This window comes from Microbacterium sp. (assembly GCF_017305435.1).
Taxonomy (GTDB): domain Bacteria; phylum Actinomycetota; class Actinomycetes; order Actinomycetales; family Microbacteriaceae; genus Microbacterium.
This window is the reverse complement of record NZ_JAFKIP010000004.1, coordinates 477,475-499,323: the sequence shown is the minus strand read 5'-3', so window position 1 is coordinate 499,323 and position 21,849 is coordinate 477,475. Positions and strand designations below refer to the sequence as shown.

The following is a 21,849-nucleotide window of genomic DNA, read 5'->3' as shown; positions in this document are numbered from 1 at the left end:
AACCCCACGACACAACAATCGAATTTTGAAAGAGACCCACGGAATGAACGACGACATCCACGAGACACCATCGACAACCCCTAACTTCCAGACCGAGCTGGCTGCGCAGCTGGCGGAGCTCGTGCCTGAGGCGATTGCGGACGGCAAGATCGACGTCGTCAAACTGCAGGAGCTCCTCGCCGCGGATGCGGCCGATGCCAATGAGCGGTTCGGGCTCTTCTGGCCCGGCAAGAAGCGGTCGCTGCGCGCTGCGCAGGAGCCGACCACGGCCACGCTGCGTCCGGATCCCGATAACTCCAAAGACTGGGACACGACCAAGAACATTTTCATCGAGGGCGACAACCTCGAAGTGCTCAAGATCCTGCAGAAGCACTATCACAACAAGGTCAAGCTGATCTACATCGATCCGCCGTACAACACTGGCAAGGACTTCGTGTACCCGGACAACTACCGCGAGGGTCTCGACACCTACCTCGAGTGGACCAAGCAGGTGAACGAGGGAGGCAAGAAGGTCACGACGAACGCCGAGACCGAAGGGCGTTATCACTCGAACTGGCTCTCGATGATGTATCCGCGTCTCAAGCTGGCGCGAAACCTCCTTACCGACGACGGCACCATCTTCGTCAGCATCAGCGACCACGAGGTCGACAACCTTCGCAAGCTGTTGAACGACGTCTTTGGCGAGTCGAACTACGTCGGGCAGATCGCAGTCTCCAAGGGAACAACAACGGGACAAGACGCCAATGACATTGGGAGCAGCATTGACTTCCTGCTCGTGTACGCACGCAGCAAGGCGAACTACATCCCGAACGGGCTTCCGCTTGACGAACAGGACATGGCCCGCTTCAACCAGGAAGACGACCGCGGGCGCTACTCGGTGCTGCAGTTCAGAAAGACTGGCACCAATGACCGACGAGAGGATCGCCCGAACCTCTACTACGCGCTCGAAGCACCGGACGGTTCTGAGGTCTATCCCATCGGCCCGGGCGGGTACGACAGCTGCTGGCGCACGGCACGGGCGCAGTTCGACGCGTGGGATGCCGAAGGCATGATCGTCTGGAAGCAGGATGCCGACGGCAATTACAAGCCGTACGTGAAGTACTACCTCGAGGGTCGCACCAAGCAGGTCTCGAACTACTGGGACGACATTGAAGGCAACAAGAAGGCCAGTCTCACGGTCAAAGAACTCCTCGGGAAGAATGTCTTCACCAACCCCAAGCCAGTGGGTCTGATCAAGAAGATTCTTCACATCGCAACTGATAGCGACTCCGTAGTGCTCGACTTCTTCTCTGGCTCTGCAACGACTGCGCATGCGGTCATGGAGCTGAACTCGGTTGACGGCGGCCGCCGTCAGCACATTCAAGTGCAGCTGCCCGAGCCGACTCCGCCGGACTCTGCTGCAGAACAGGCGGGGTATCAGACGATCGCCGAGGTCTCGCGAAAGCGCGTCGACCTGGCCGGGACCAAGATCCTCGCGACGAAGGCTGGTCAGTTGGACGAGGGGCACGGGACTCTTGACGTTGGATTCCGCGCTTATACGCTCTCCGACACCAACTTCTCGAAGTGGCGCGCCACCAGCGGCGTCGAGGCGAATGCGCTCGAGCAGCACCTGCTCGACCTCCGGGACAGCAGCAGCGCCGACGACGCAACCCCGGACGATCTCCTCACCGAGATCCTGCTGAAGCAGGGTTACTCGCTGACCGAGAAGATCGCCCCTGTTGAGATCGATGGGCTGGAGCTTCGCGCGGTCTACGACAGCGACGGCGACTTCGGCGTGCTCGCCTACCTTGACGAGCACACCAAGCCATCGCTGGAGCAGCTCCGCAATGTCGTGGGCGCCGGCCCGGCGCGCATGATCATCCTCGAAGACGCGTTCCAAGGCGACGACGAGCTGAAGACGAATCTCGTCCAGCTCGCGAAGTCGAAGAGCGTGGAGCTCTGGACCGCGTAATGGGTGGCTCAGCATTTCAGTTCGATCCGAGCCAGCCATATCAGCTCGAAGCGGTCGGCGCCGTCGTCGACCTCTTTGACGGCCAGCCGAAGGACGCAGACAAGCTCGAACTCACGCTGCGTGGGCAGGCGGCGCTCAAGGAAACCGATCAGGCGACCCTCGACCTCGACCTCACGCAGGAGGTGGGCGCGATCGGCAACAACCTCGTCCTCGACCAGGACACGGTCTTTGCGAATCTTCAGCGAGTCCAGGACCGCAACGGCCTGGAGGTGGCGCCGAAGCTCTTTGACTCCGCGCTGGACTTCGACATCGAGATGGAGACCGGCACCGGCAAGACGTACGTCTACCTCCGGACGATCTTCGAACTCGCGAAGGACTACAACTTCACGAAGTTCGTGATCCTCGTGCCGAGCGTGGCCATCCGTGAGGGCGTCGCGACGAGCATCCGGCTCATGCGCGGCCACTTCGGCGATCTGTATCCTGGGCAGCCCTTCGACTTCTCGGTCTACAGCGGCAAGAACGCGGAGGAGGTGCAGGCCTTCGCCGCGTCGACGAACATCCAGATCCTCGTGATGACGATCGATGCGATCCGTGGCACCGCCAACACCCGCATCATCCACCAGGCGAAGGACAAGCTGAACGGGCTGCGCCCGATCGACTACCTCAAGGCGACACATCCCGTCGTCATCATGGACGAGCCCCAGAACATGGAATCGCTCCTGTCCCAGTCCGCGGTCGGCGAGCTGGATCCCGTAGTCACGCTCCGCTACAGCGCGACGCACAAGAAGCAGCGCAATGTGGTCTACCGGCTCGACCCAGTCGACGCCCACAACCTCGGCCTGGTCAAGCAGATCGTGGTGGCGGACGTGCAGCAGCAGGGCGCCGACGCCACGCCGTACATCAAGCTCGTCGAGGTGAAGCGCGAGCCGTCCTGGGCGGCCCGGCTGGAGCTCTCATGCCGCAAGGCTGACGGCACCTTCGAGCGGCGCATCGTGACGGTGAAGCCCCACCAGGAGCTCTCCGACGAGCGCGTGACGGGCAATCCGATCTATGAAGGCTGGCGCATCAACGAGATCAGCCTCGAACCCGCCTACGTCGACCTCACGCTCCACGGCTTCCTCGAACAAGGGGAGAGCATCGGCGGCTCGACCGGTGCGATCTACAAGGAGATGATCCGCGAGACGATCCGTGAGCACCTCCGCAAGGAGGCCATGCTTCGGCCTCGCAATATCAAGGTGCTGAGCCTCTTCTTCGTCGACAAGGTCGCGAGCTACATGGGCGACGGCACGACCAACGAGACGGCGGACGGCGAGTTCGCTCGCTGGTTCGACGAGGTCTTCGTTGAAGAGCGTGCCAAGCTCGCGCGCTACCAGGAGCTGCTCCCGCAGGAACCGTCGGCGCTCCGCCGCGCCTACTTCTCTCAGATCAAGCGCGGCAAGGTGACCGTTGCGCAGGACAGCTCAGGAACGACGAAGGCCGACGACGACGCCTACGAACTGATCATGCAGGCGAAGGAGAGACTGCTCGACGAGGCCGAGGACGTCCGCTTCATCTTCAGCCACTCGGCGCTTCGCGAAGGCTGGGACAACCCGAACGTCTTCCAGATCTGCACCCTCCGCGAGATGGGTGCTGAGACCGAGCGCCGTCAGACAATCGGCCGCGGGCTCCGTCTCCCCGTCGCAAATACCGCTGACGGCTTCGTGCGCGTTGCCGACCCAGGCATCGCCACCCTCACTGTGGTCGCGAACGAGTCCTACACGGCGTTCGCCAAGAGCCTCCAGAACGAATACAAGACGGCGGGCGTGGAGATCGGGGAAGTTCGCAAGAGCGAGTTCTCGAAGATCCCGCTGCAGGACGCCGCGGGCTCGCTCACGGACGACCTGTTCGGCTTCCAGCGGTCGCTCGCGGTGTGGGATCACCTCGCGGCAAAGGGCTTCATCGCGGACGGCAAAGTGACGAGCAAGTTCCAGCCGAACACGCTCGGCTTCACGCTGTCGCTGCCCGAAGAGTACGAGCCATACGAAACCGAGATCTGTGCCCTCGTGCAACGGGCGCACATCGGCACTTACGTGAAGCCGGCCAGCAAGCGTCACCCACGTCTGCTCAACAAGCAGCTCTACGCGACGCCGGAGTTCGAAGAACTCTGGCACGCCATCAGCCGCCGGACGACCTACCGGGTGAGTGTCGATCGCGAGCAGATCGTGGACCGCGCGGTAACGGCGATTCGGTCGGCTCCGAAGATCGACCCGCTGAGGATCCAGGTGACCCGCGCAGGCGTCAAGGTGCTGCGCGGCGGTGCCAAGGGTGAGGAACTCGGCACGCGGTCGGCGGGCCTGAAGGGGAGCTACGACCTGCCCGACATCATTGCTGAGCTCCAGAGCGCGACCTCACTGACGCGGAAGACCATCGTCGACATCCTTATCCAAAGCGAGCGCCTTCCCGAGTTCATCGGCAACCCGAACGACTTCATCGCCACTGCCAAGCGCCTGATCCAGGCGGAGCTTGCGAAAATCGTGGTCGATGGGATCCAGTACGAGAAGATCGCTGGCTCCGTGTATGAACTCCGGGAACTGCAGCGCGACGGGGAAGAGGAGAAGGACCGCTTCCTCGACCAAATGTACAAGGTGCAGAACTCTCAGAAGACCGATTTCGACTACGTGGTCTTCGACTCTGACGTCGAGCGTCAGTTCGCTGAGCTGCTCGACAGCCGCGAGGACATCAAGCTCTTCATGAAGCTGCCGTCCAAGTTCAAGATCGACACGCCCGTCGGCCCGTACAACCCCGACTGGGCGATCATCAAGCACGAAGATGGCCAGGACCGTGTCTACATGATTCGGGAGACCAAGAGCACACTCGAAGACTCGAAGCTTCGCCCGAGCGAGCTCGCCAAGATCAAGTCGGCCAAGCGTCACTTCGAGGCCATCGGAATCGACGAGTACGCCCGCGCCGCTCCGGGGAGTTGGAACCTATGACGGTCGCCGACACCGGGTCGGCGACGGGCGAGAACTTCGAACCGGTGCTGCCGCTCTCGCTCATGAACCGGGAGCGCTTCCTGGCTCTCTTCTACGATCCCAAACGTTTTGACGTGCACACCAAGACGGTGATGCACCTGCACGTCCTGCGGGTCGACGGCGGAGACTTCGCGCTCGCGCCACTCTTCAAAGAGCTGTCGAACAACAGCATCAGCTACGTGCTCTCGCGCCAGAATCTGGGCCAAGTGCTCGAGGATCCGAGCCGCATGGTTGAGTTCGTGGCGAAGGTACAGGAGCAATTCAAGACGCCGGACGCGAATGCAGGTGAGGGCGGAGAGCTCCTCCTCTACTCGTTCCTCGAGGGCCACCTCGGTGCCCCCAAGATCCTGTCCAAGATGGAGCTGAAGACCTCCAGCGAGCACTACGTGCACGGCACCGACAGTGTCCACCTCCTCGAAGTCAGCGAGGGGGAGTACCAGCTGATCTTCGGCGAGTCGAAGATGTACGGCGACGTCAAGGGGAAGGTCGGCTCGAGCCCGGGGCGCGGCGTCAAAGCAGCGTTCGAGTCGATGGGCAAGGTGCAGGAGGACTCGTTCGAGTTCGATACCTGGCTGGTCGAGTCCGAGCTCCTCAAGGAGAGTCTGGATCCAGCGAAAGTGAAGCTGCTCGCGTCGATCCTGTTGCCGCCTGCGGAAGGCGACACACCACTCAAGAAGTCGAATGCGTTCGGCGTCTTCATCGGCTTCGAGCTGGACGTGACGGAGTTCCCGTTCGAGGATCATACGCAGCCCGAGATCGAAGCTGAGCTTCGCCGCCTGGCGGAGACAGCCATCGAGGCTGAGGTCGAGACGATCAAGGCCGAGATCAAGACGCGTGGGCTCGGCGGCTATCACTTCCACATCTACGTCGTCCCCTTCCTCAAGCGGAACGTCAACGGTGTCGTACGTGGGATAGAAGATGTTCGAATCGACCTCGCAACCAAACTCAGCGGCAAGACGAAGAAGCCTCCGACCCCGAAAAAGAAGCCGAGGAGCACCAAGCAGTGACGGATCAGATCGCCGCTGACGCATTGAGCGAGCTGATCGTCGAGCGCAAGGACTTCACGCGCGCCTTCTCGGATCTCGAAAAGGCTGTGGCGGCGAGCTTCCTCGGCGTCGATGCTCCCGCGTCCTTGCCGGACACCGAGGCACGTCACCTGTTGCGCTACGCGGACATCCTGTCCCATTCGACTGATCCGCGGCACCGGGAGCTCGCCTACACGACCATCGCACTGCTGCGGGAGTACGACGAACTGATTGGACTCGATCCGGTACTCAGCGACCGGGTGCTCGCCGTCGCCGAGGCGGTGCTCGTCCAGCTCGGCAACTTCCCTGGGATCCGCACGCTCCAGAAGGGCGTGGGGAGTCGGTACGCATTGCCGCTTGGTCGCGGCACGCTGCGGATTGCGAAGGAGGTGCTCCAGCGCACGAGCAAGGGTGGCGCTGTGCTGACCGACACTCAGTTCGCCATCACTGAGCGCATGCGCGGTGCTGACTACTTCAGCTTCTCCGGGCCAACCTCGCTCGGGAAGTCCTTCATCATCAAAGACGCGCTCTACGAGATCGTTCGCCGTGACGACCTGAATGACCACTGCGTCGTCGTCCTCGTCCCCACCAAAGCGCTCATCGGGCAGACTGCGAACGATCTGCGGGAGCTTCTGGACGAGGTTCCCGAAGTGAACGTCGCGACCTATCCGTCGCTCCCGAGACTCCTGCGCCGCCGGTACCGCCGGACCATATTCGTGCTCACCCCCGAGCGCCTTCTTCGCTATCTCGCGAATCCCGTGCGTGAGATCGACTACCTCGTGGTCGACGAAGCGCAGAAGATCATCGCCAAGAACGATGCCCGCAGCTCGCTGTACTACCACGCGATCGTCGAGGCCACTCGTCGGTTCGCCACGAAGCTTGTGTTCGCCTCACCGAGCATCCAAAACCCCGAGCTCTTCCTGGAGCTCTTCGGCAAGGCAACTAACGGTGCGCTGACCGTCAAGGAGCGAACCGTCGCCCAGCAGCGGTACTTCGTCGACCTCGTGGCGAGGCAGCAGTACTACTTCTCGGGGCTCAACCAGGAGCCTGTGGCACTCGACGCTGCGCCCGAAAGCTCGGACGTGGTCGATCTCGTGCTCAGCCGAAGCGGCGACCGCAAGGGCATCATCTACGTCAACGGCTCAGAGAAGTCCGCGGCCTTCGCACTTCGCCTTGCGGCAAAGCTCCCGGCGATCAACGACGCGAAGGTCGCCGATCTAATCAAGCACGTCCAGGAGTACGTGCATAAGGACTACTTCCTGGCGCAGACACTCAAGCACGGCGTGGCGTTTCACCACGGCAAGATGCCGCAGTACGTCAGGGAGCGCGTCGAGCGGGCATTCTCAGATCCCGACTCGCCCGTGCGGTTCGTCGTCTGCACCTCGACCCTGCTTGAAGGAGTGAACCTGCCGGCGAAGAACATCTTCGTGTTGAGCGACAAGCACGGCAACAGTTCGTTCACCAAGATCGACTTCGAGAACCTCGCCGGTCGCGCTGGTCGCTTGACCTACGACTTCTCGGGGAACGTCGTCTGCATTCGCGAGGACTCCAAGCGCTGGACCGAGTCCGCTCAAGCGCTGATTCCCAGGGCGGAGCCTGCGCGCGCCGAGAGCTTCCTGGTGAAGCCTGCGACGAACCGCAAGAAGGAATACACCGATATCGCCCGGGTGCTGCGCGGCGAGGCACTTCCGGGGCCGGTCTCTACCGACCATCAGCGAAGCGTGGAGCAGTACGCATCTATCCTCACGCTCCACCAGATGGATGATCAGCAGACGCCGCTCCGCAGCCACTTCCTCGACAAGGTCAAAGATGGACGCGATCTCCTGCGAAAGGCTGCGTCAAAGATCGAAGTGCCTACCGATGTCCTGCGCCGCTCGCCGAACATCCTGCCCGAGTACCAGGACAACGTCTGGCGTCAACTCTCGACTGGCGTCGACGGCGCCCTCATCACCGAGGACGCTGATCTGGAGGACGCTGCGACTTTCCACGCTGCGCTCCGTCGGTTGAGCGCCCTCTACAGCTGGCGCACGACCGAATCGTCAGGTCGTGATCCATTGCTGCCGAAGAACACGACCGCAGAAGGGGCAGACCGACGCCTCTACTACTGGGCACTGCTCATGCGAGGATGGGTTCGCGGCGACCCGATCAATCGAGTGATCTCGAGCGCCATCGCGTACCGCGCGAGGCAGGGCACCATCTCCTACCGGGACTACTCCCGGGAGGAGAGCCTGGTGGTCGAGCCGTTCAACGCCAAGTCGGCCAAGCATGTGAACCTCGTGATCGAGTGGACGCTCCGAGACATCGAAGGTGGCCTGCGGTTCCTCATCATCGGCTACCTCCAGAACTTCTATGACATCAGCGTGGCGGCCGTTGGCCGCGCAAAGTCTGGCTTGAACGTAGCGACGCTCGTTGAGTACGGCACTGCCGACCCCCGGGCAATCCAGCTGCAGGAGGTCGGCTTCAGCCGCGCCATCGCGACTGAGCTGCTTGCCGATCATTCGGCGCGGCTGCGGTTCAGTGCGAGCGGAGAGCTGGAAGACATCGACGAGGACGCCATCCTCGCCGCGCCAAAGCTCTCTGACGAGGCTCGCGCGGAGGTATCAAGCATCCTTCGGAAGGTGCTGCCAGGGAATGCGCCGCCCTCGACAGTCGGAAACGGCGCACCGACGCTGAAGCCGCGGAACGGAGAATAACCATGAGCAGCCTCAGCGTTGCGGACAAGGTGCTGCTCGAAGCGGCGCTCGGCATGTCGGGCGGGTACGTGCTCGACTTCAGCAACGACTCGTTTGCCGCCTTCTTCCACGATCTTGACGTCGACATCTACGACAATGAGCGGTATCCGGGGTTCGGCGACTCGAAGGCCAACCGCCTCCGTGCCCTGTGGCGTAGTGGAGCGGATCAGGAGGTTGCGGCTTCCATCCGCGCGCTCAACGACTACATCGAGGCGAAGCGTTCGACAGGGTTCCTGAGTTACGAGGTCACCGACGAAAGCATGGCGCGAATGCGTGCGGTGGCAGATCGCCTCGCAAGCGAGAACCCGGCAGACGACAAGGCGCCTACCTCGGTGAGTTTCACGACGGAGGCGACCGTCAAAGACAACAAGATCCAGATAGAGATCCACGAGGACATCTACTCGCATATCAAGCGCTACCTGGCCACCGAGGACTACTTTCACGCTGTCGAGGAGGCCTATAAGGTCGTGCGAGAAGCGCTGCGCGAGAAGACCGGCAGTGAGAAGGCCACTGACGCGTTCAAGCCCGAGAACCAGCCGGCCCTCTTCGGGCACGCGCCGATCGGCCCGGCCGAGAAGGACTTCTTCGACGGCGTCAAGTACCTCAACATGGCGATCCAGTTCCTTCGCAATGAGAAGTCACACACGCTGGCGACCTCAATCGAGCGGAACCTCGCACTCCACTACATCTCTCTTGCGAGCCTCTCCTACGACCTCATCACGAGGTACGTCAGCGACGAGCTCATCGAGAAGGTCGAGACCCTCATCACAGAGGAACGGCGGTCGTACTCTGCGACGCGGTTCTACCCGGCGTTCGAGGGAGGACAGTGGTTGAGTCGGCTGAACTTGCCCGCCGAGCTGTCCTCGCCTTCGGTGCGTCGAGTTCTCAAAGAAAAATGGCTGAGCGAGGCCGACTTCACGCGCAGCTACGATCACAGCAACATCGTCCTGATGCGCCTTGAGGTGGTCGCCGATGCGCTGAGCAAGGATGACGTCGATGCGTTGCTTGACCTGCCCACCGTCGACAGCAACGGTTATAGCCAAGAGGCCGGCACGGAATTGTTTCTGGCGTACATGAAGCAGGAGTACCCCGAGACGATCTCCGACAGGGCCGAGGCGCGCATCGCCACGGGGTAGTGGCGCAACTACTATCGCTTGGTGTTCGCGGCCGTACGGTCATCCTCCGTCGACTTGAGTTGTAGACGTTTACTCGACAGTTCAGAAGCCTCGAAACCGGTCGAACCCCGACCAGAACCCTCGAAGCCCGGTCGCGTATGCTGGCTGTCACCACCACCGGAGTGAAGCCGAAGCGCAGGATTCCGGGGTTTTGGACATCCGCGAGGCGATCCGGGCCTGTCGCGCAGCTGGTAGCGCACCTGCATGGCATGCAGGGGGTCAGGGGTTCGAGTCCCCTCAGGTCCACCGAAGCGAAGGCCCCGATGACAGTCGGGGCCTTCTTCGTCGCATCGACGACGGTGCGCCGCGCCGCTCCGACCCCGTCGAAAGACGGAGGCGAGCACCGCATTCCTGAGTGAATGCTGTACGTCTGCGCCCATCGCGACTACCGTCGTCGGAGGCGAAAGAACCATTCGCCGTCACGATCACGGAGGGGACCAATGAAGTTCTTCCAAAGGCTCGGCCGATCGATCATGCTCCCGGTGGCTGTGCTGCCGGTTGCGGCGATCCTGTCCGGCATCTCGTACTGGATCAGCTCTGCTGCCGGCGCCAACGTCGTCTCGACGTTCCTGGGCGCCGCCGGTGGCGCACTGCTGGACAACATGCCACTCCTGTTCGCCGTCGGCGTCTCGATCGGCATGGCGAACAAGACCGACGGCACATCGGCCCTCGCCGGACTCGTCTCCTGGCTCTCGATCACGACGCTGCTCAGCCCGGCGAACGTCCAGGGCCTCATGGGCATCGACGCCATCGAGGACGTGAATCCGGCGTTCGGTAAGGTGCAGAACGTGTTCGTCGGCATCATCGCCGGCCTCATCGGCGCCTGGTGCTACAACAGATTCAAGGACACGAAGCTCCCTGACGCGCTGTCGTTCTTCTCCGGAAAGCGCTCGGTCGCGATCGTCACCGCGGGCCTCTCCCTCGTCGTCGCGGTCGTCCTCTTGTTCGTCTGGCCGGTGGTCTACGGCGGTCTCGTCTGGTTCGGTGAGTGGATCTCGACGCTCGGTCCGTTCGGCGCAGGCCTCTACGGCTTCTTCAACCGCCTGCTCATCCCGACGGGCCTCCATCACGCTTTGAACTCGGTGTTCTGGTTCGACGTCGCCGGCATCAACGACCTCACGAACTTCCTGAACGGCGCCAACGGCGACGGTGTCTACGGCGTCACCGGCCAGTACATGGCCGGGTTCTTCCCGGTGATGATGTTCGGCCTGCCCGGCGCCGCACTCGCGATGTATCTGACGGCGAACACGAAGCGCAAGAAGGTGACGTACGGCATCATGCTCTCCGGAGCGATCGCGTCCTTCTTCGTCGGCGTGACCGAGCCGCTCGAGTTCGCGTTCATGTTCGTCGCGCCGTGGCTGTATCTCGTGCATGCGGTGTTCACCGGCATCTCGGTCGGCCTCGCGGCGGCGCTGCCGACGCGGCTCGGGTTCGGCTTCTCCGGCGGTTTCATCGACATGGTGCTCCAGTGGATGAACCCCCTCGCGCAGAACCCGTGGATCCTCCTCCTGATGGGCGTCGCGTGGTTCTTCATCTACTTCTTCACGTTCTACTTCCTCATCAAGAGGTTCAACCTCAAGACACCGGGACGCGAGGACGACATCGACACGCAGGATGCCGACAACCTCGAGACGAGCCTCACCGGCTACCACGGCACGGCGGAGAAGTTCATCGCAGCGCTCGGCGGGAAGGACAACATCCTCGACGTCGACAACTGCGCGACGCGCCTGCGGATGGAGATCGCCGACACCTCCAAGGTCGATGAGCATGCCCTGAAGCGCGCAGGCGCCGCGGGCACGATCAAGCCGGGCGGACATTCGGTGCAGGTCGTCTACGGCCTGAACGTGCAATTCGTGAAGGATGCCATGGAGGACCTCATCTCCGGGCGCACGGCACGCATCGAGGCCGCCCAGGCCGCCGGCGACCTGCCCCCGGCGGTGGGGACGACCACGACCGCCAGGGCCACCGCGCGCGCCCTGACGCTGCGCCAGCCGGTGGAAGGCACCGTCGTGTCGCTCGCCGATGTGCCCGACCCGATGTTCGCCCAAGGCACGATGGGCCCGGGGATCGCGGTCGATCCGGCGGGAGACACCATCGTCGCCCCCGCCGATGGAACGGTCGCGTCGGTGTTCCCGACGGGGCACGCGATCGGGCTCGTGCTCGACGACGGCACCGAACTGCTGATCCACATCGGCATCGACACCGTCGGCATGAGGGGTGACGGCTTCGAGACGCTCGTGAAGACCGGCGATGCGGTGACGGTCGGAACGCCGCTCATCCGCTTCGATGTCGCGAAGATCCGTGCAGCGGGGTTGTCGCCGGTGACACCGGTGATCGTCCTCAACGACGAGAACGCGACGGTCACGTTCGGCTGATCCGCGCCCTCAACGGGCCGGGGCGATGAGCTCCGGCCCGTTGTTGCGTACGTTGCCGACCTCGGGGCCCACTTCGCGCATCGACAGCCCGTCGACGAGCGCCGGGGCGGCGTCGACCGTGGCATCCAGCAGATCACCGACATTCTCCGTCGTCGGGTCGAGCCAGACGTCGGCGTAGTCGGCGTCGATGAACAGCGGCATCCGGTCGTGGATCGATCCCAGCGCGCCGGTCGCACCCCGCGTCAGGATCGTGCAGCTGAGCACCCACCACTCCGGGTCGTCGTCGGGCTTCGCGGCATCCCTCCACCACTCGTAGAGCCCCGCGAACAGCAGCGGGGCATCGTCGGAGGGATGGATGTAGTACGGCACCTTGACGCCGTCTTCGGTGTGCCATTCGTAGTAGCCGGATGCCGGGATCACGGCGCGCCGCTTGATGAGCGCCTGCCGGAACATCGGCTTGTCCTCCACCTCCTCAGAGCGGGCGTTGAACGCCTTCGATCCGATCGAGAGATCCTTCGCCCACGCGGGTACGAGGCCCCAGCGCGCAGCCTCCAGGCGCCGCGTCGGAGGCTCGGTCTTGGCGGAGTCGAGCACGATCGCGACCCGGTCGGTCGGCGCGATGTTGAATGAGGGACCGGGCAGGTCATCGGCCTCGAGATCGACCCGGAGCACGCCGACGAGCTCCGCACCGCTTCTGGCCACCACGAAACGTCCGCACATGGCGCCAGCCTACGCACCGCCTCCGACGCTGCGGTGCTCAACCGCGCGGGATGACCCCGACGTCGGTCAGCTGGTCGAGGAGGCCTGCGCCGTCCGATGCCGATACCCACGGAACACCGGCCGCCGCATGATCGTTGACGGCGGTCCGACCGCCCGCGAGCACCGCCTCGGCGGGGGAGAGCTGCCGGATCGCGACCGCCGTCACGTGGTCGGGGAACTCGCTCGTGAAGGCCGTGTAGAGGGCGTCGTCGTGCTGCCCGTCGTCACCCAGCAGCATCCATTTCACGTCGGGGAACTCGCGGGCGAGGCGGCGGAGGTTCTCCTGCTTGTGCTCGCGGCCGCTGCGGAACCACCGGTCGTGCGTCGGGCCCCAGTCGGTGAGCAGGAGCGCCCCCGGCGGGAACAGGTGGCGGCGGAGGAAGCGCTGCAGAGTGGGCGCGACGTTCCACGCGCCCGTGGAGAGATACACGACGGGGGCTCCGGTGTGGTCGCGGACGAGCCGTTCGAGGAGCACCGCCATGCCCGGGACCGGCTGGCGCGCGTGCTCGTCCAGGACGAACGAGTTCCACGCGGCGATGAGCGGGCGGGGGAGGGCCGTCACCATGACGGTGTCGTCGACGTCCGAGATGACGCCGAAGCGGACGTCCGAGCCGACGACGAACACGCGCGTCTCGAACGGCTCCGACCCTTCCACCGACATCGTGATCGGCTGCCAGCCCGGTGCCAGGCGGGCGGGGAGCACCGTGTCGATCACGCCTCCGCGATCCGCCACGACCTCGTGCTGCACGCCGTCGACCGTCACGGTGACCTGCGCGTAGCCGACCGGCACGGAGGCGAAGGAGCGCCAACCGCGCACACTCGCATACTCACCACCGCCGCGCGTGCGCACGGGCGGGACGATGAGGACGCGGCCGAGCACCCGCACCCAGTCCTCGCCTCCGTACCCCGGGTAGGCGGAGACGCTGGGGCGGTTGCCGCGCGCACGCGCGCGACGCTCCCGCCAGGCGTGGAAGCGGTACTCCAGACGGGCCATCCACAGCACTTTGGTGCGAGGAGCAGGTTCGACGGGCATCGCTTCAGTCTCCCATGCCGGTCCGTGGGGCATCCTCCGTGCCGTGCTCAGCCGTCGACTCGCCGCGCATGTGGCGGGCCTCGCCCCGGCTGATGACGCGCTTCGCGATGTACGCGAGCAGGAGGAAGACGGCGATGATCGCGACGAAGAGGTACCCCGCGTAGTGCAGGCGGTCGGCGAGCTCCCGGTAGGTGCCTGCCGCGGCGGCACCCACGCCGACGTACGCGATCGCCCAGATCGTGCACGCCGGAGCCGTCCAGGCGAGGAAGCGGCGGTAGGCGAACCCGCTCATCCCGACGGTGAGAGGCACGAGCGAGTGCAGCACGGGGAGGAACCGCGAGAGGAAGATCGCCGGCCCACCGCGTCGGCGCAGGTACAGCTCGGAGCGGGCCCAATTGTGCTCGCCGATCCGCGCGCCGAGCCGCGAGAAGCGGATCCGCGGTCCGAGCCAGCGCCCGAGCCAGAATCCGATGCTCTCCCCGATGAGCGCCCCGACGATCACGACGACCACGAGGACGGCGCCCTCGCCGAACGAGCCGACCGCGGTCGAGGCGACGATGACGACGGTGTCGCCCGGAACGACGAGTCCGATGAGGACGCTCGTCTCCAGCATGATCGCGATGCCCGCGAGGATCGTCCGCAGGACGGGATCGACGCTCTGCACGGCATCCAGCAGCCATGTCAGCATGTCGTTCACCACTCCAGCCTACGGGGCCGCCTCACGCGGCGAACCTCTACTCTGTGGGGATGACCGATCCACGCCGTGCCGTGCGCGTCGCATGGATCGATCCGGCGGAGCTCTTCCTGCGCGGGCCCGCCCGGGAGGAGCACGCGTTCTGGCTGGATGCGGGCCCCGACGCGCGGGAGGGGTGGAGCCACGTCGGCGTAGGGGCCCCCGCCGACCCCCCGCTGGACGTCGTCGTCGGCGGGTCGGGCGACGAGCCCTCAGACGCCGTTCCCGGTCGCTTCGGCGGCGGATGGGTGGGCTGGTTCGGGTACGACACGGCAGCCTCACGTCAAGGCGCGCCCGCCGTCGCCGACCCCGCCGCACCCGATACCGCGGGCCTCGCCGTCGCGTGGCTCGTCTCCTTCGATCACGCCCGGCGGGAAGCCTGGCTCACCGCCTCGCAGGCGGGTGCCTTGGATGCCGCGGAGCAGGTGGACTGCTGGCGGCTCTCCTCGCCGCTCATGCCGGACCCGATCCCAGAGCGTGTCCCGCGCGCGCGACACGACTCGGCCGCCTATGCCGAGCTGATCGAGGGAGCCCGCGCGGCGATCCGTGCGGGCGACGCGTACCAGCTGTGCCTCACGACGCGCTTCGACGTCGCATCGGACGATCCCATCGATCCGATCGCGACGTACCTGGCGCTCCGGGCGACCCTGCCCGCCCACCACGGCGGCATCATCCGCGTCGGTCCGCACACCCTGCTCAGCAGCAGTCCGGAGCGCTTCCTTGAGGTCACGGAGGGGATCGTCCGCACCCGACCGATCAAGGGGACACGACCGCGCGATCCCGAGCCCGGCGCCGATGCACGCGCCGCGGCGGAGCTCGAGGCATCCGTCAAGGAGCGCGCCGAGAACGTGATGATCGTCGACCTCATGCGCAACGACCTGCAGCGCGTCTGCGCCGCGGGATCCGTCGCTGCAGAACGCCTGCTCGACGTCGAGTCCTACTCCGCCGTGCACCAACTCGTCAGCACCGTCGCCGGGCGGCTCCTGCCGGGCACGACGCTCGGCGACCTGCTGGATGCCGCGTCTCCCGCGGGGAGCATGACGGGCGCTCCGAAGCTCTCCGCGATGACGATCCTGCACGCGCTCGAGGCGGCGCCGCGCGGCGTGTATGCGGGATGCTTCGGCTGGGTGGGCACAGACGGGAGCCTCGATCTCGCGATGACGATCCGCTCGATCGTCGTCCATCCCGGCGGCGCGTACGTCGGAGCCGGCGGAGGCATCACGTGGCTGTCCGACGCCGTCGCCGAGGTCGCCGAGGTCGCCCTCAAGGCGCGCGGCCCGCTCGCCGCGCTCGGGGCGGCGGTCCCGGCCGAGTGGTGAGGCCGTTCCGGTAATCTGGAGAGACGTGCTCGCGCGACTTCCCGCGTCGCCCCACCCCGAGATTGGTCCTCGTCCTCCATGAGCTCTCCCACCGATACCGCGCCCGCCCCCGACAGCGGGGCGTTCGATACGCACGCGATCCAGGAGAAATGGCAGCGGCTCTGGGCCGAGCAGGACCCGTTCCGCGCCGGCGGCGACGAGGACACCCGCCCGCGCAAGTACATCCTGGGGATGTTCCCGTACCCCTCCGGCGACCTGCACATGGGCCACGCCGAGAACTACGCCTACGTCGATGTCGTCGCCCGCTTCTGGCGGCACCGGGGCTACAACGTGCTGAACCCGATCGGATGGGACAGCTTCGGTCTGCCCGCCGAGAACGCCGCCATCAAGGGCGGCGCGGGGTCGGACCCGCGCGAGTGGACCTACGCGAACATCGACCAGCACAAGAAGAGCTTCCGCGAGTTCGGCTCGTCCTACGACTGGAGCCGTGTGCTGCACACCTCCGACCCGGAGTACTACCGGTGGAACCAGTGGCTGTTCCAGAAGCTGTACGAGAAGGACCTGGCCTACCGCAAAGAGAGCCCGGTCAACTGGTGCCCCAACGATCAGACGGTGCTCGCCAACGAGCAGGTCGTCGACGGCCACTGCGAGCGCTGCGGCGCCGAGGTCGTCAAGAGGAAGCTCACGCAGTGGTACTTCAAGATCACCGACTACGCCGACCGCCTGCTCGATGACCTGAACCAGCTCGAGGGCTTCTGGCCGCACAAGGTGCTGCAGATGCAGCGCAACTGGATCGGACGCTCGGTCGGCGCCGACATCGACTTCGAGATCGAAGGGCGGGATGCCAAGGTCACCGTCTTCTCGACGCGGCCCGACACCCTGCACGGGGCGACCTTCATGGTCGTCGCGCCCGACTCCGACCTCGCCGCCGAGCTCGCCGCCGGATCCTCCGCCGAGGTACGGATGCGCTTCCAGGACTACCTGGATGCCGTGCAGAAGACCACCGAGATCGAGCGTCAGACCGCCGACCGACCGAAGACCGGGGTCTTCCTCGACCGTTTCGCGATCAACCCGATCAACGGGGAACGGCTGCCGATCTGGGCGGCCGATTACGTGCTCGCCGACTACGGCCACGGCGCCGTCATGGCCGTGCCGGCGCACGACCAGCGCGACCTTGACTTCGCGCGGGCCTTCGACCTGCCCGTCCGGGTCGTCGTGGACACGACGGCGCCGGTGACGGGGGCGATCCCCGTGATCGAGCTCGACGACGACGGCGTCCCGATCGACCCCGGCCCCCAGCTGGGCGACCTCGATCCCGCCACGACCGGCATCGCCCTCACCGGCGACGGCCGTCTCGTGAACTCGGGCTCCCTCAACGGCATGAGCAAGCGCAACGCGATCGCCCGCGTGATCGAAGAGCTCGAGGCATCCGGCACCGGGCGCGCGGCGAAGACCTTCCGCCTGCGGGACTGGCTGATCTCGCGCCAGCGGTTCTGGGGCACGCCCATCCCGATGATCCACACCGAGGACGGCCGCATCGTGCCGGTCCCGGCGGATCAGCTGCCGGTCGTCCTGCCGGACGCGAAGGGGCTCGACCTCAAGCCCAAGGGCACGTCGCCGCTCGGTGGCGCGACGGAGTGGATCCAGACGGTCGACCCCGAGACGGGCGAGCCCGCTCTCCGCGATGCGGACACGATGGACACGTTCGTGGACAGCTCGTGGTACTTCCTGCGCTTCCTCTCGCCGAACGATGCCGTCGAGCCGTTCTCCGAGCGTGAGGCGGTGCGCTGGGCGCCTGTCGACTCGTACATCGGCGGCGTCGAGCACGCGATCCTGCACCTGCTGTACGCGCGCTTCATCACGAAGTTCCTCTTCGACCTCGGGATGATCGACTTCACCGAGCCGTTCTCCTCGCTGATCAATCAGGGCATGGTCCTCCTCGGCGGCGGAAAGATGTCGAAGAGCAAGGGCAACCTCGTCGAGTTCGCGTCGAGCATGGTGGACCCCGGTGCCGATGCCAGCCGCGTCGCGATCGTCTTCGCCGGCCCGGTCGAGGACGACATCAACTGGGAGGACGTGTCCACGACCGGCGCGCAGAAGTTCCTCGCACGCGCCCTCCGCATCGCGAACGAGGTCTCGAGCCCGACCGATGTGGTCTGGGCCGAGGGCGATCAGGCGCTCCGTCGGGTGACCCACCGCCTGTGGGCCGACGCGCCCGGGCTCATCGAGCAGACGAAGTTCAACGTCGTCATCGCGCGCCTCATGGAGCTCGTCAACGCGACGCGCAAGACGATCGACGGGTCCGCCGGCCCAGCGGACCCCGCCGTGCGCGAGGCCGCCGAGGCGCTCGCGCTGATCCTCGACCTTTTCGCGCCGCACACCGCGGAGGAGATGTGGTCGCTGCTCGGCTACGAACCGTTCGTCGGCCTCGCCACCTGGCGCCAGCCCGACCCGACTCTTCTCGTGGAGGAGTCGGTGACCGCGGTCGTACAGGTCGACGGCAAGGTGCGCGGCACGCTCACGGTGCCCGCACGGATCTCGTCCGACGAGCTCGAGGCGCTTGCCCGCACGGATGAGAAGGTCGTCCGTGCGCTCGCTGGTCGCGAGATCGTCCGCGCCGTCGTCCGCGCGCCGAAGGTCGTGAGCTTCACGACCGCGTAAGAGGTCATCGCCTCCTCCACAGGAGGCGGTTTCGCCGGGTTCTCCACGGATCGCGGTCCGCGGCGTCCGCGCGGCACCGCGCACTGCGACAGTGTCCGGGTGACCGGCGCGACGCTTGACCGACCCGCACGGCGCACCCTCGGTGTGGGCGCGGCGATCGTGCTTGTCCTCGTGGCCGCCGCCGTCTCGGTCGTCGTGGGGATCGTGCGCACCTCGGGCGCACCCGACGTGGCGGGAGAACGGGTCGCCGTGACCGCCGCGACCCCGGAGCCCGCGAGCGTCTACGTGCACGTGTTCGGTGCGGTGGCGCATCCGGGCCTGTACCGGCTCGAGGAGGGCGCACGCGTCGTCGACGTCATCGCGGCCGCCGGGGGGCTGAACCCGGATGCCGATGAGAGCGCTGTCAACCTCGCACGCCACGTCACCGACGGCGAGCAGCTGCGCGTGCCGATCGCGGGTGAGGCTCCGACAGGCGGCGGAGCGGCGCCGGGCGGCGCGAGCGACGGCCGCGTGAACCTCAACACCGCGGATGCCGCGGCCCTGGACACTCTGCCCCGTGTAGGACCGGCGATCGCCGAGCGCATCATCCAGTGGCGGGAAGACAACGGGCCGTTCACGAGCGTCGACGACCTCCTGTCCGTGCCGGGGATCGGCGACAAGATGCTGGCGTCGCTGCGCGACCTGGTGACGGTGTGACGACGGTCGGCGCGCGCGAGCGGACGCCGCCGCTCTCGCTGCGTCGGCTGCGTTCGCGCGATGCCCGCATGGTCCCGGTCGCGGCATCCGCCTGGCTCACGGCGGTGCTCCTGACCCTCTCCCCGGAGGTCGCGGGTGCGGCCGCCCTCGTGGGCTGGGTCGCGGCTGTGCTCCTGCTCGGGGTGGCGGCGCGCGTGCGGCAGCCCACGCGCACCTGGTGCGCGCTCGGATCCGTGACTCTCGCCGTCGCCGCAGCCGTCGCCACGCACGTCGCGCTCGCACTGCCCGCACGAGACGCCCTGGCCCGCACGGAGGTGGACGGCGGACGCGTGCTCACGGCGCAGGTGCGAGCCGTCGGGAAGATCGAGCCGAGCGCCGACGGGTGGCGGTTCGACGGTGTGCTCGATCGGCTGCAGCGCGGCAACGACAGAGAGGGCGCGGAGGAGTTCGGCGGCGTGCCCGTCGTCGTGCGGCTGAGCGCCCGACCGGACGGGCTCGACCTCGGCGCGGTGGTGTCGGTCACGGGGACGGCGTGGGTCACCGATCCCGGCCAGCGCGCGGTCCTCGTGATCGACGCGAACGGCGCGGTGCGGGTGGACGCCGAGGCCGCGGGCCCGCTCGCGGCCGCCTCCGCGCTGCGACGCGGCCTCGTGGCCGTCAGCTCCGGGCTGCCGCCGCCGGGCGCCGGTCTCATCGCCGGGCTCGCGGTCGGTGACACGAGCGCGGTGAGTCCCGAGCTGGATGCCGCGATGAAGGCGTCGTCTCTCTCGCACCTCACCGCGGTCTCCGGCGCCAACTGCGCCCTGATCGTCGCGGGCGCATTCGGTTTCGCCGCGCTCTGTCGGGCCCGACGCGGCGTGCGGGTGGCGGCGGGGCTCGTCGCGCTCGCCTCGTTCGTCGTGCTCGTCTCGCCGGAGCCGAGCGTCGTCCGCGCCGCGGCGATGGCGGCGATCGCGATGCTCGGCATCCTGCTCGGACGGCCGGGCGGCGGGCTCTCGCTCCTCGCGACGGCGGTCGCCGTGCTGCTCGTGAGCGACCCGTGGCTGGGGCTCTCGCTCGGGTTCGCTCTCTCGTCGGCGGCGACGGGCGCCCTGCTCGTCGGCGCGGGTCCCCTCGCCGACGGGCTCGCGCGATGGATGCCGCGACCGCTCGCCCTCGGGGTGTCGGTGCCGCTCGCCGCCCAGCTCGCCTGCGGGCCGCTCATCGTCCTCATCGCCCCGCAGCTGTCGGTCTACGGCGTCGTCGCGAACATGCTCGCGGCGCCCGCCGCGCCGCTCGGCACCGTCCTGGGCCTCGCGGCGTGCCTCTTCGCCGGCATCCCGCTGCTCGGCAGTGGGCTGGCGGCGCTCGCGTGGCTGCCGGCCACGTGGATCTCCGGGATCGCCACGACGTTCGCGGACCTGCCCGGGAGCGTCATCGCCTGGCCGGAGGGCGTCGGCGGGCTCGTCGCGCTGAGCATCGTCGGTGGAGCCGTGGCCGCGCTCGTGCTTCCCACGCGGTCGATCAGGTCGCCGGTGCGGATCGGTGCCGCCTGGACGCTCGCCGCCGCGATCGGGGTCGGTCTCGCGCTCGGACCGGTCACGGACGTGTTCGATCGCACCGGATTGCCGCACGCCTGGACGATCGCCGCGTGCGACGTGGGGCAGGGGGATGCCGTCCTCGTACGTTCCGCCGGGGCGGTCGCGCTGATCGACACGGGGCCCGATCCCGCGCCACTCGCACGCTGCCTCGACCGCCTGGGGGTGGGACACCTCGACCTCCTCGTGCTCACGCACTTCGACCTGGATCACCGCGGGGGAGTGGCCGCAGTGCAGGGCCGTGTCGATCTCGTCTTGCACGGACCGCTCACGGGCCCCGAAGACGGTCGCGCCCTCGGAGGCCTGACGTCCGCGGGTGCGACCACGACCCAGGCGGCGCGAGGGATGTCGGGCAGCCTCGGCGACACCCACTGGCGAGTGCTCTGGCCCCGGCCCGACACGCCGGGCGGAAACGATGCGAGCGTCGTCGTGGAGTTCCGCGGGGGAGGCGTCCCGGCATCCCTGTTCCTCGGCGATCTGTCCGCCGCCGGTCAGCAGGCGATGGCGGCGGATGCCGCGCTGCTGAGCGCGTACGACGTCGTCAAGGTCGCCCACCACGGCAGCGCCGATCAGGACCCCGCGCTGTATGCGCGGCTGCACCCCAGGGTCGCGTTCGTGACGGTCGGCGAGAACACCTATGGGCATCCGCGGGCGAAGACGCTCGACCTGCTGGCCGGGCTCGGCGCGCGCATTCTCCGCACCGATCAGGAGGGCCTGCTGGCGGCGTGGGCCGACTCCGACGGGCTGCGCGTGTGGAGCGAGCGCGCGCCGGGCCGTGTCCCACCCGATGGGTAGGCTGAGG

Annotated in this window: 13 protein-coding genes and 1 tRNA gene; 11 read left to right on the top strand and 3 right to left on the bottom strand. The window is 66.6% G+C overall.

Annotation, left to right across the window (positions count from 1 at the left end):
- Positions 1-43 precede the first annotated feature (43 nt).
- The 7 genes from J0I43_RS08460 to nagE all read left to right on the top strand — a co-directional run bounded on the left by J0I43_RS08460 (position 44) and on the right by nagE (position 12,269).
- On the top strand, positions 44-1,951 hold the full coding sequence (locus tag J0I43_RS08460) for a site-specific DNA-methyltransferase (RefSeq protein ID WP_292861902.1): 1,908 nt from the start codon (positions 44-46) through the stop codon (positions 1,949-1,951).
- A complete protein-coding gene (locus J0I43_RS08455) occupies positions 1,951-4,923 on the top strand; it encodes a DEAD/DEAH box helicase family protein (RefSeq protein ID WP_292861899.1) in 2,973 nt (990 codons plus the stop codon). Before J0I43_RS08460 ends, J0I43_RS08455 begins: the two co-directional genes overlap by 1 nt.
- Positions 4,920-5,969 (top strand): DUF1837 domain-containing protein, encoded by a 1,050-nt coding sequence (locus J0I43_RS08450; RefSeq protein ID WP_292861896.1) that lies wholly within the window; start codon positions 4,920-4,922, stop codon positions 5,967-5,969. Before J0I43_RS08455 ends, J0I43_RS08450 begins: the two co-directional genes overlap by 4 nt.
- On the top strand, positions 5,966-8,680 hold the full coding sequence (locus J0I43_RS08445; protein ID WP_292861893.1) for a DEAD/DEAH box helicase: 2,715 nt from the start codon (positions 5,966-5,968) through the stop codon (positions 8,678-8,680). The genes J0I43_RS08450 and J0I43_RS08445 overlap by 4 nt, the downstream gene beginning before the upstream one ends.
- A 2-nt stretch (positions 8,681-8,682) precedes the next feature.
- Positions 8,683-9,855, top strand: coding sequence for a TIGR02391 family protein (locus J0I43_RS08440; protein WP_292861890.1), 1,173 nt, complete (start codon positions 8,683-8,685; stop codon positions 9,853-9,855).
- A gap of 212 nt (positions 9,856-10,067) precedes the next feature.
- A tRNA-Ala gene (locus tag J0I43_RS08435) sits at positions 10,068-10,140 on the top strand.
- Positions 10,141-10,334: 194 nt separating this feature from the next.
- On the top strand, positions 10,335-12,269 hold the full coding sequence (nagE, locus tag J0I43_RS08430; RefSeq protein ID WP_292861887.1) for an N-acetylglucosamine-specific PTS transporter subunit IIBC: 1,935 nt from the start codon (positions 10,335-10,337) through the stop codon (positions 12,267-12,269).
- Between the two features lie 9 nt (positions 12,270-12,278).
- On the opposite strand, the gene J0I43_RS08425 is transcribed toward nagE, so the two are convergent.
- Genes J0I43_RS08425 through J0I43_RS08415 form a run of 3 tightly spaced genes read right to left on the bottom strand, consistent with a single transcriptional unit; the run spans position 12,279 to position 14,758 of the window.
- Complete coding sequence (locus tag J0I43_RS08425) at positions 12,279-12,989, bottom strand: SOS response-associated peptidase (RefSeq protein WP_292861884.1); 711 nt, start codon at positions 12,987-12,989, stop codon at positions 12,279-12,281.
- Between the two features lie 37 nt (positions 12,990-13,026).
- Complete coding sequence (locus J0I43_RS08420) at positions 13,027-14,061, bottom strand: App1 family protein (protein WP_292861881.1); 1,035 nt, start codon at positions 14,059-14,061, stop codon at positions 13,027-13,029.
- A gap of 4 nt (positions 14,062-14,065) precedes the next feature.
- A complete protein-coding gene (locus tag J0I43_RS08415; protein WP_292861878.1) occupies positions 14,066-14,758 on the bottom strand; it encodes a DedA family protein in 693 nt (230 codons plus the stop codon).
- Between the two features lie 50 nt (positions 14,759-14,808).
- Between J0I43_RS08415 and J0I43_RS08410 the strand changes: the two genes are divergently transcribed.
- The 4 genes from J0I43_RS08410 (at position 14,809) to J0I43_RS08395 (ending at position 21,842) form a co-directional block, all read left to right on the top strand.
- Complete coding sequence (locus J0I43_RS08410) at positions 14,809-16,113, top strand: anthranilate synthase component I family protein (RefSeq protein ID WP_292861875.1); 1,305 nt, start codon at positions 14,809-14,811, stop codon at positions 16,111-16,113.
- A gap of 78 nt (positions 16,114-16,191) precedes the next feature.
- Positions 16,192-18,774, top strand: a complete 2,583-nt coding sequence (leuS, locus tag J0I43_RS08405) for a leucine--tRNA ligase (protein ID WP_292861872.1) — start codon at positions 16,192-16,194, stop codon at positions 18,772-18,774.
- A gap of 99 nt (positions 18,775-18,873) precedes the next feature.
- On the top strand, positions 18,874-19,470 hold the full coding sequence (locus tag J0I43_RS08400; protein ID WP_292861869.1) for a ComEA family DNA-binding protein: 597 nt from the start codon (positions 18,874-18,876) through the stop codon (positions 19,468-19,470).
- Positions 19,467-21,842, top strand: a complete 2,376-nt coding sequence (locus tag J0I43_RS08395) for a ComEC/Rec2 family competence protein (RefSeq protein ID WP_292861867.1) — start codon at positions 19,467-19,469, stop codon at positions 21,840-21,842. Before J0I43_RS08400 ends, J0I43_RS08395 begins: the two co-directional genes overlap by 4 nt.
- The last annotated feature ends 7 nt before the right edge of the window (positions 21,843-21,849 follow it).

Excerpts from the sequence above, each read along its gene's own strand:
- J0I43_RS08410 (WP_292861875.1), top strand. The coding sequence starts at position 14,809 with ATGACCGATCCACGCCGTGCCGTGCGCGTCGCATGGATCGATCCGGCG.
- J0I43_RS08425 (WP_292861884.1), bottom strand. The coding sequence starts at position 12,989 with ATGTGCGGACGTTTCGTGGTGGCCAGAAGCGGTGCGGAGCTCGTCGGC.
- leuS (WP_292861872.1), top strand. The coding sequence starts at position 16,192 with ATGAGCTCTCCCACCGATACCGCGCCCGCCCCCGACAGCGGGGCGTTC.
- J0I43_RS08420 (WP_292861881.1), bottom strand. The coding sequence starts at position 14,061 with ATGCCCGTCGAACCTGCTCCTCGCACCAAAGTGCTGTGGATGGCCCGT.
- J0I43_RS08460 (WP_292861902.1), top strand. The coding sequence starts at position 44 with ATGAACGACGACATCCACGAGACACCATCGACAACCCCTAACTTCCAG.
- nagE (WP_292861887.1), top strand. The coding sequence starts at position 10,335 with ATGAAGTTCTTCCAAAGGCTCGGCCGATCGATCATGCTCCCGGTGGCT.
- J0I43_RS08450 (WP_292861896.1), top strand. The coding sequence starts at position 4,920 with ATGACGGTCGCCGACACCGGGTCGGCGACGGGCGAGAACTTCGAACCG.
- J0I43_RS08455 (WP_292861899.1), top strand. The coding sequence starts at position 1,951 with ATGGGTGGCTCAGCATTTCAGTTCGATCCGAGCCAGCCATATCAGCTC.
- J0I43_RS08440 (WP_292861890.1), top strand. The coding sequence starts at position 8,683 with ATGAGCAGCCTCAGCGTTGCGGACAAGGTGCTGCTCGAAGCGGCGCTC.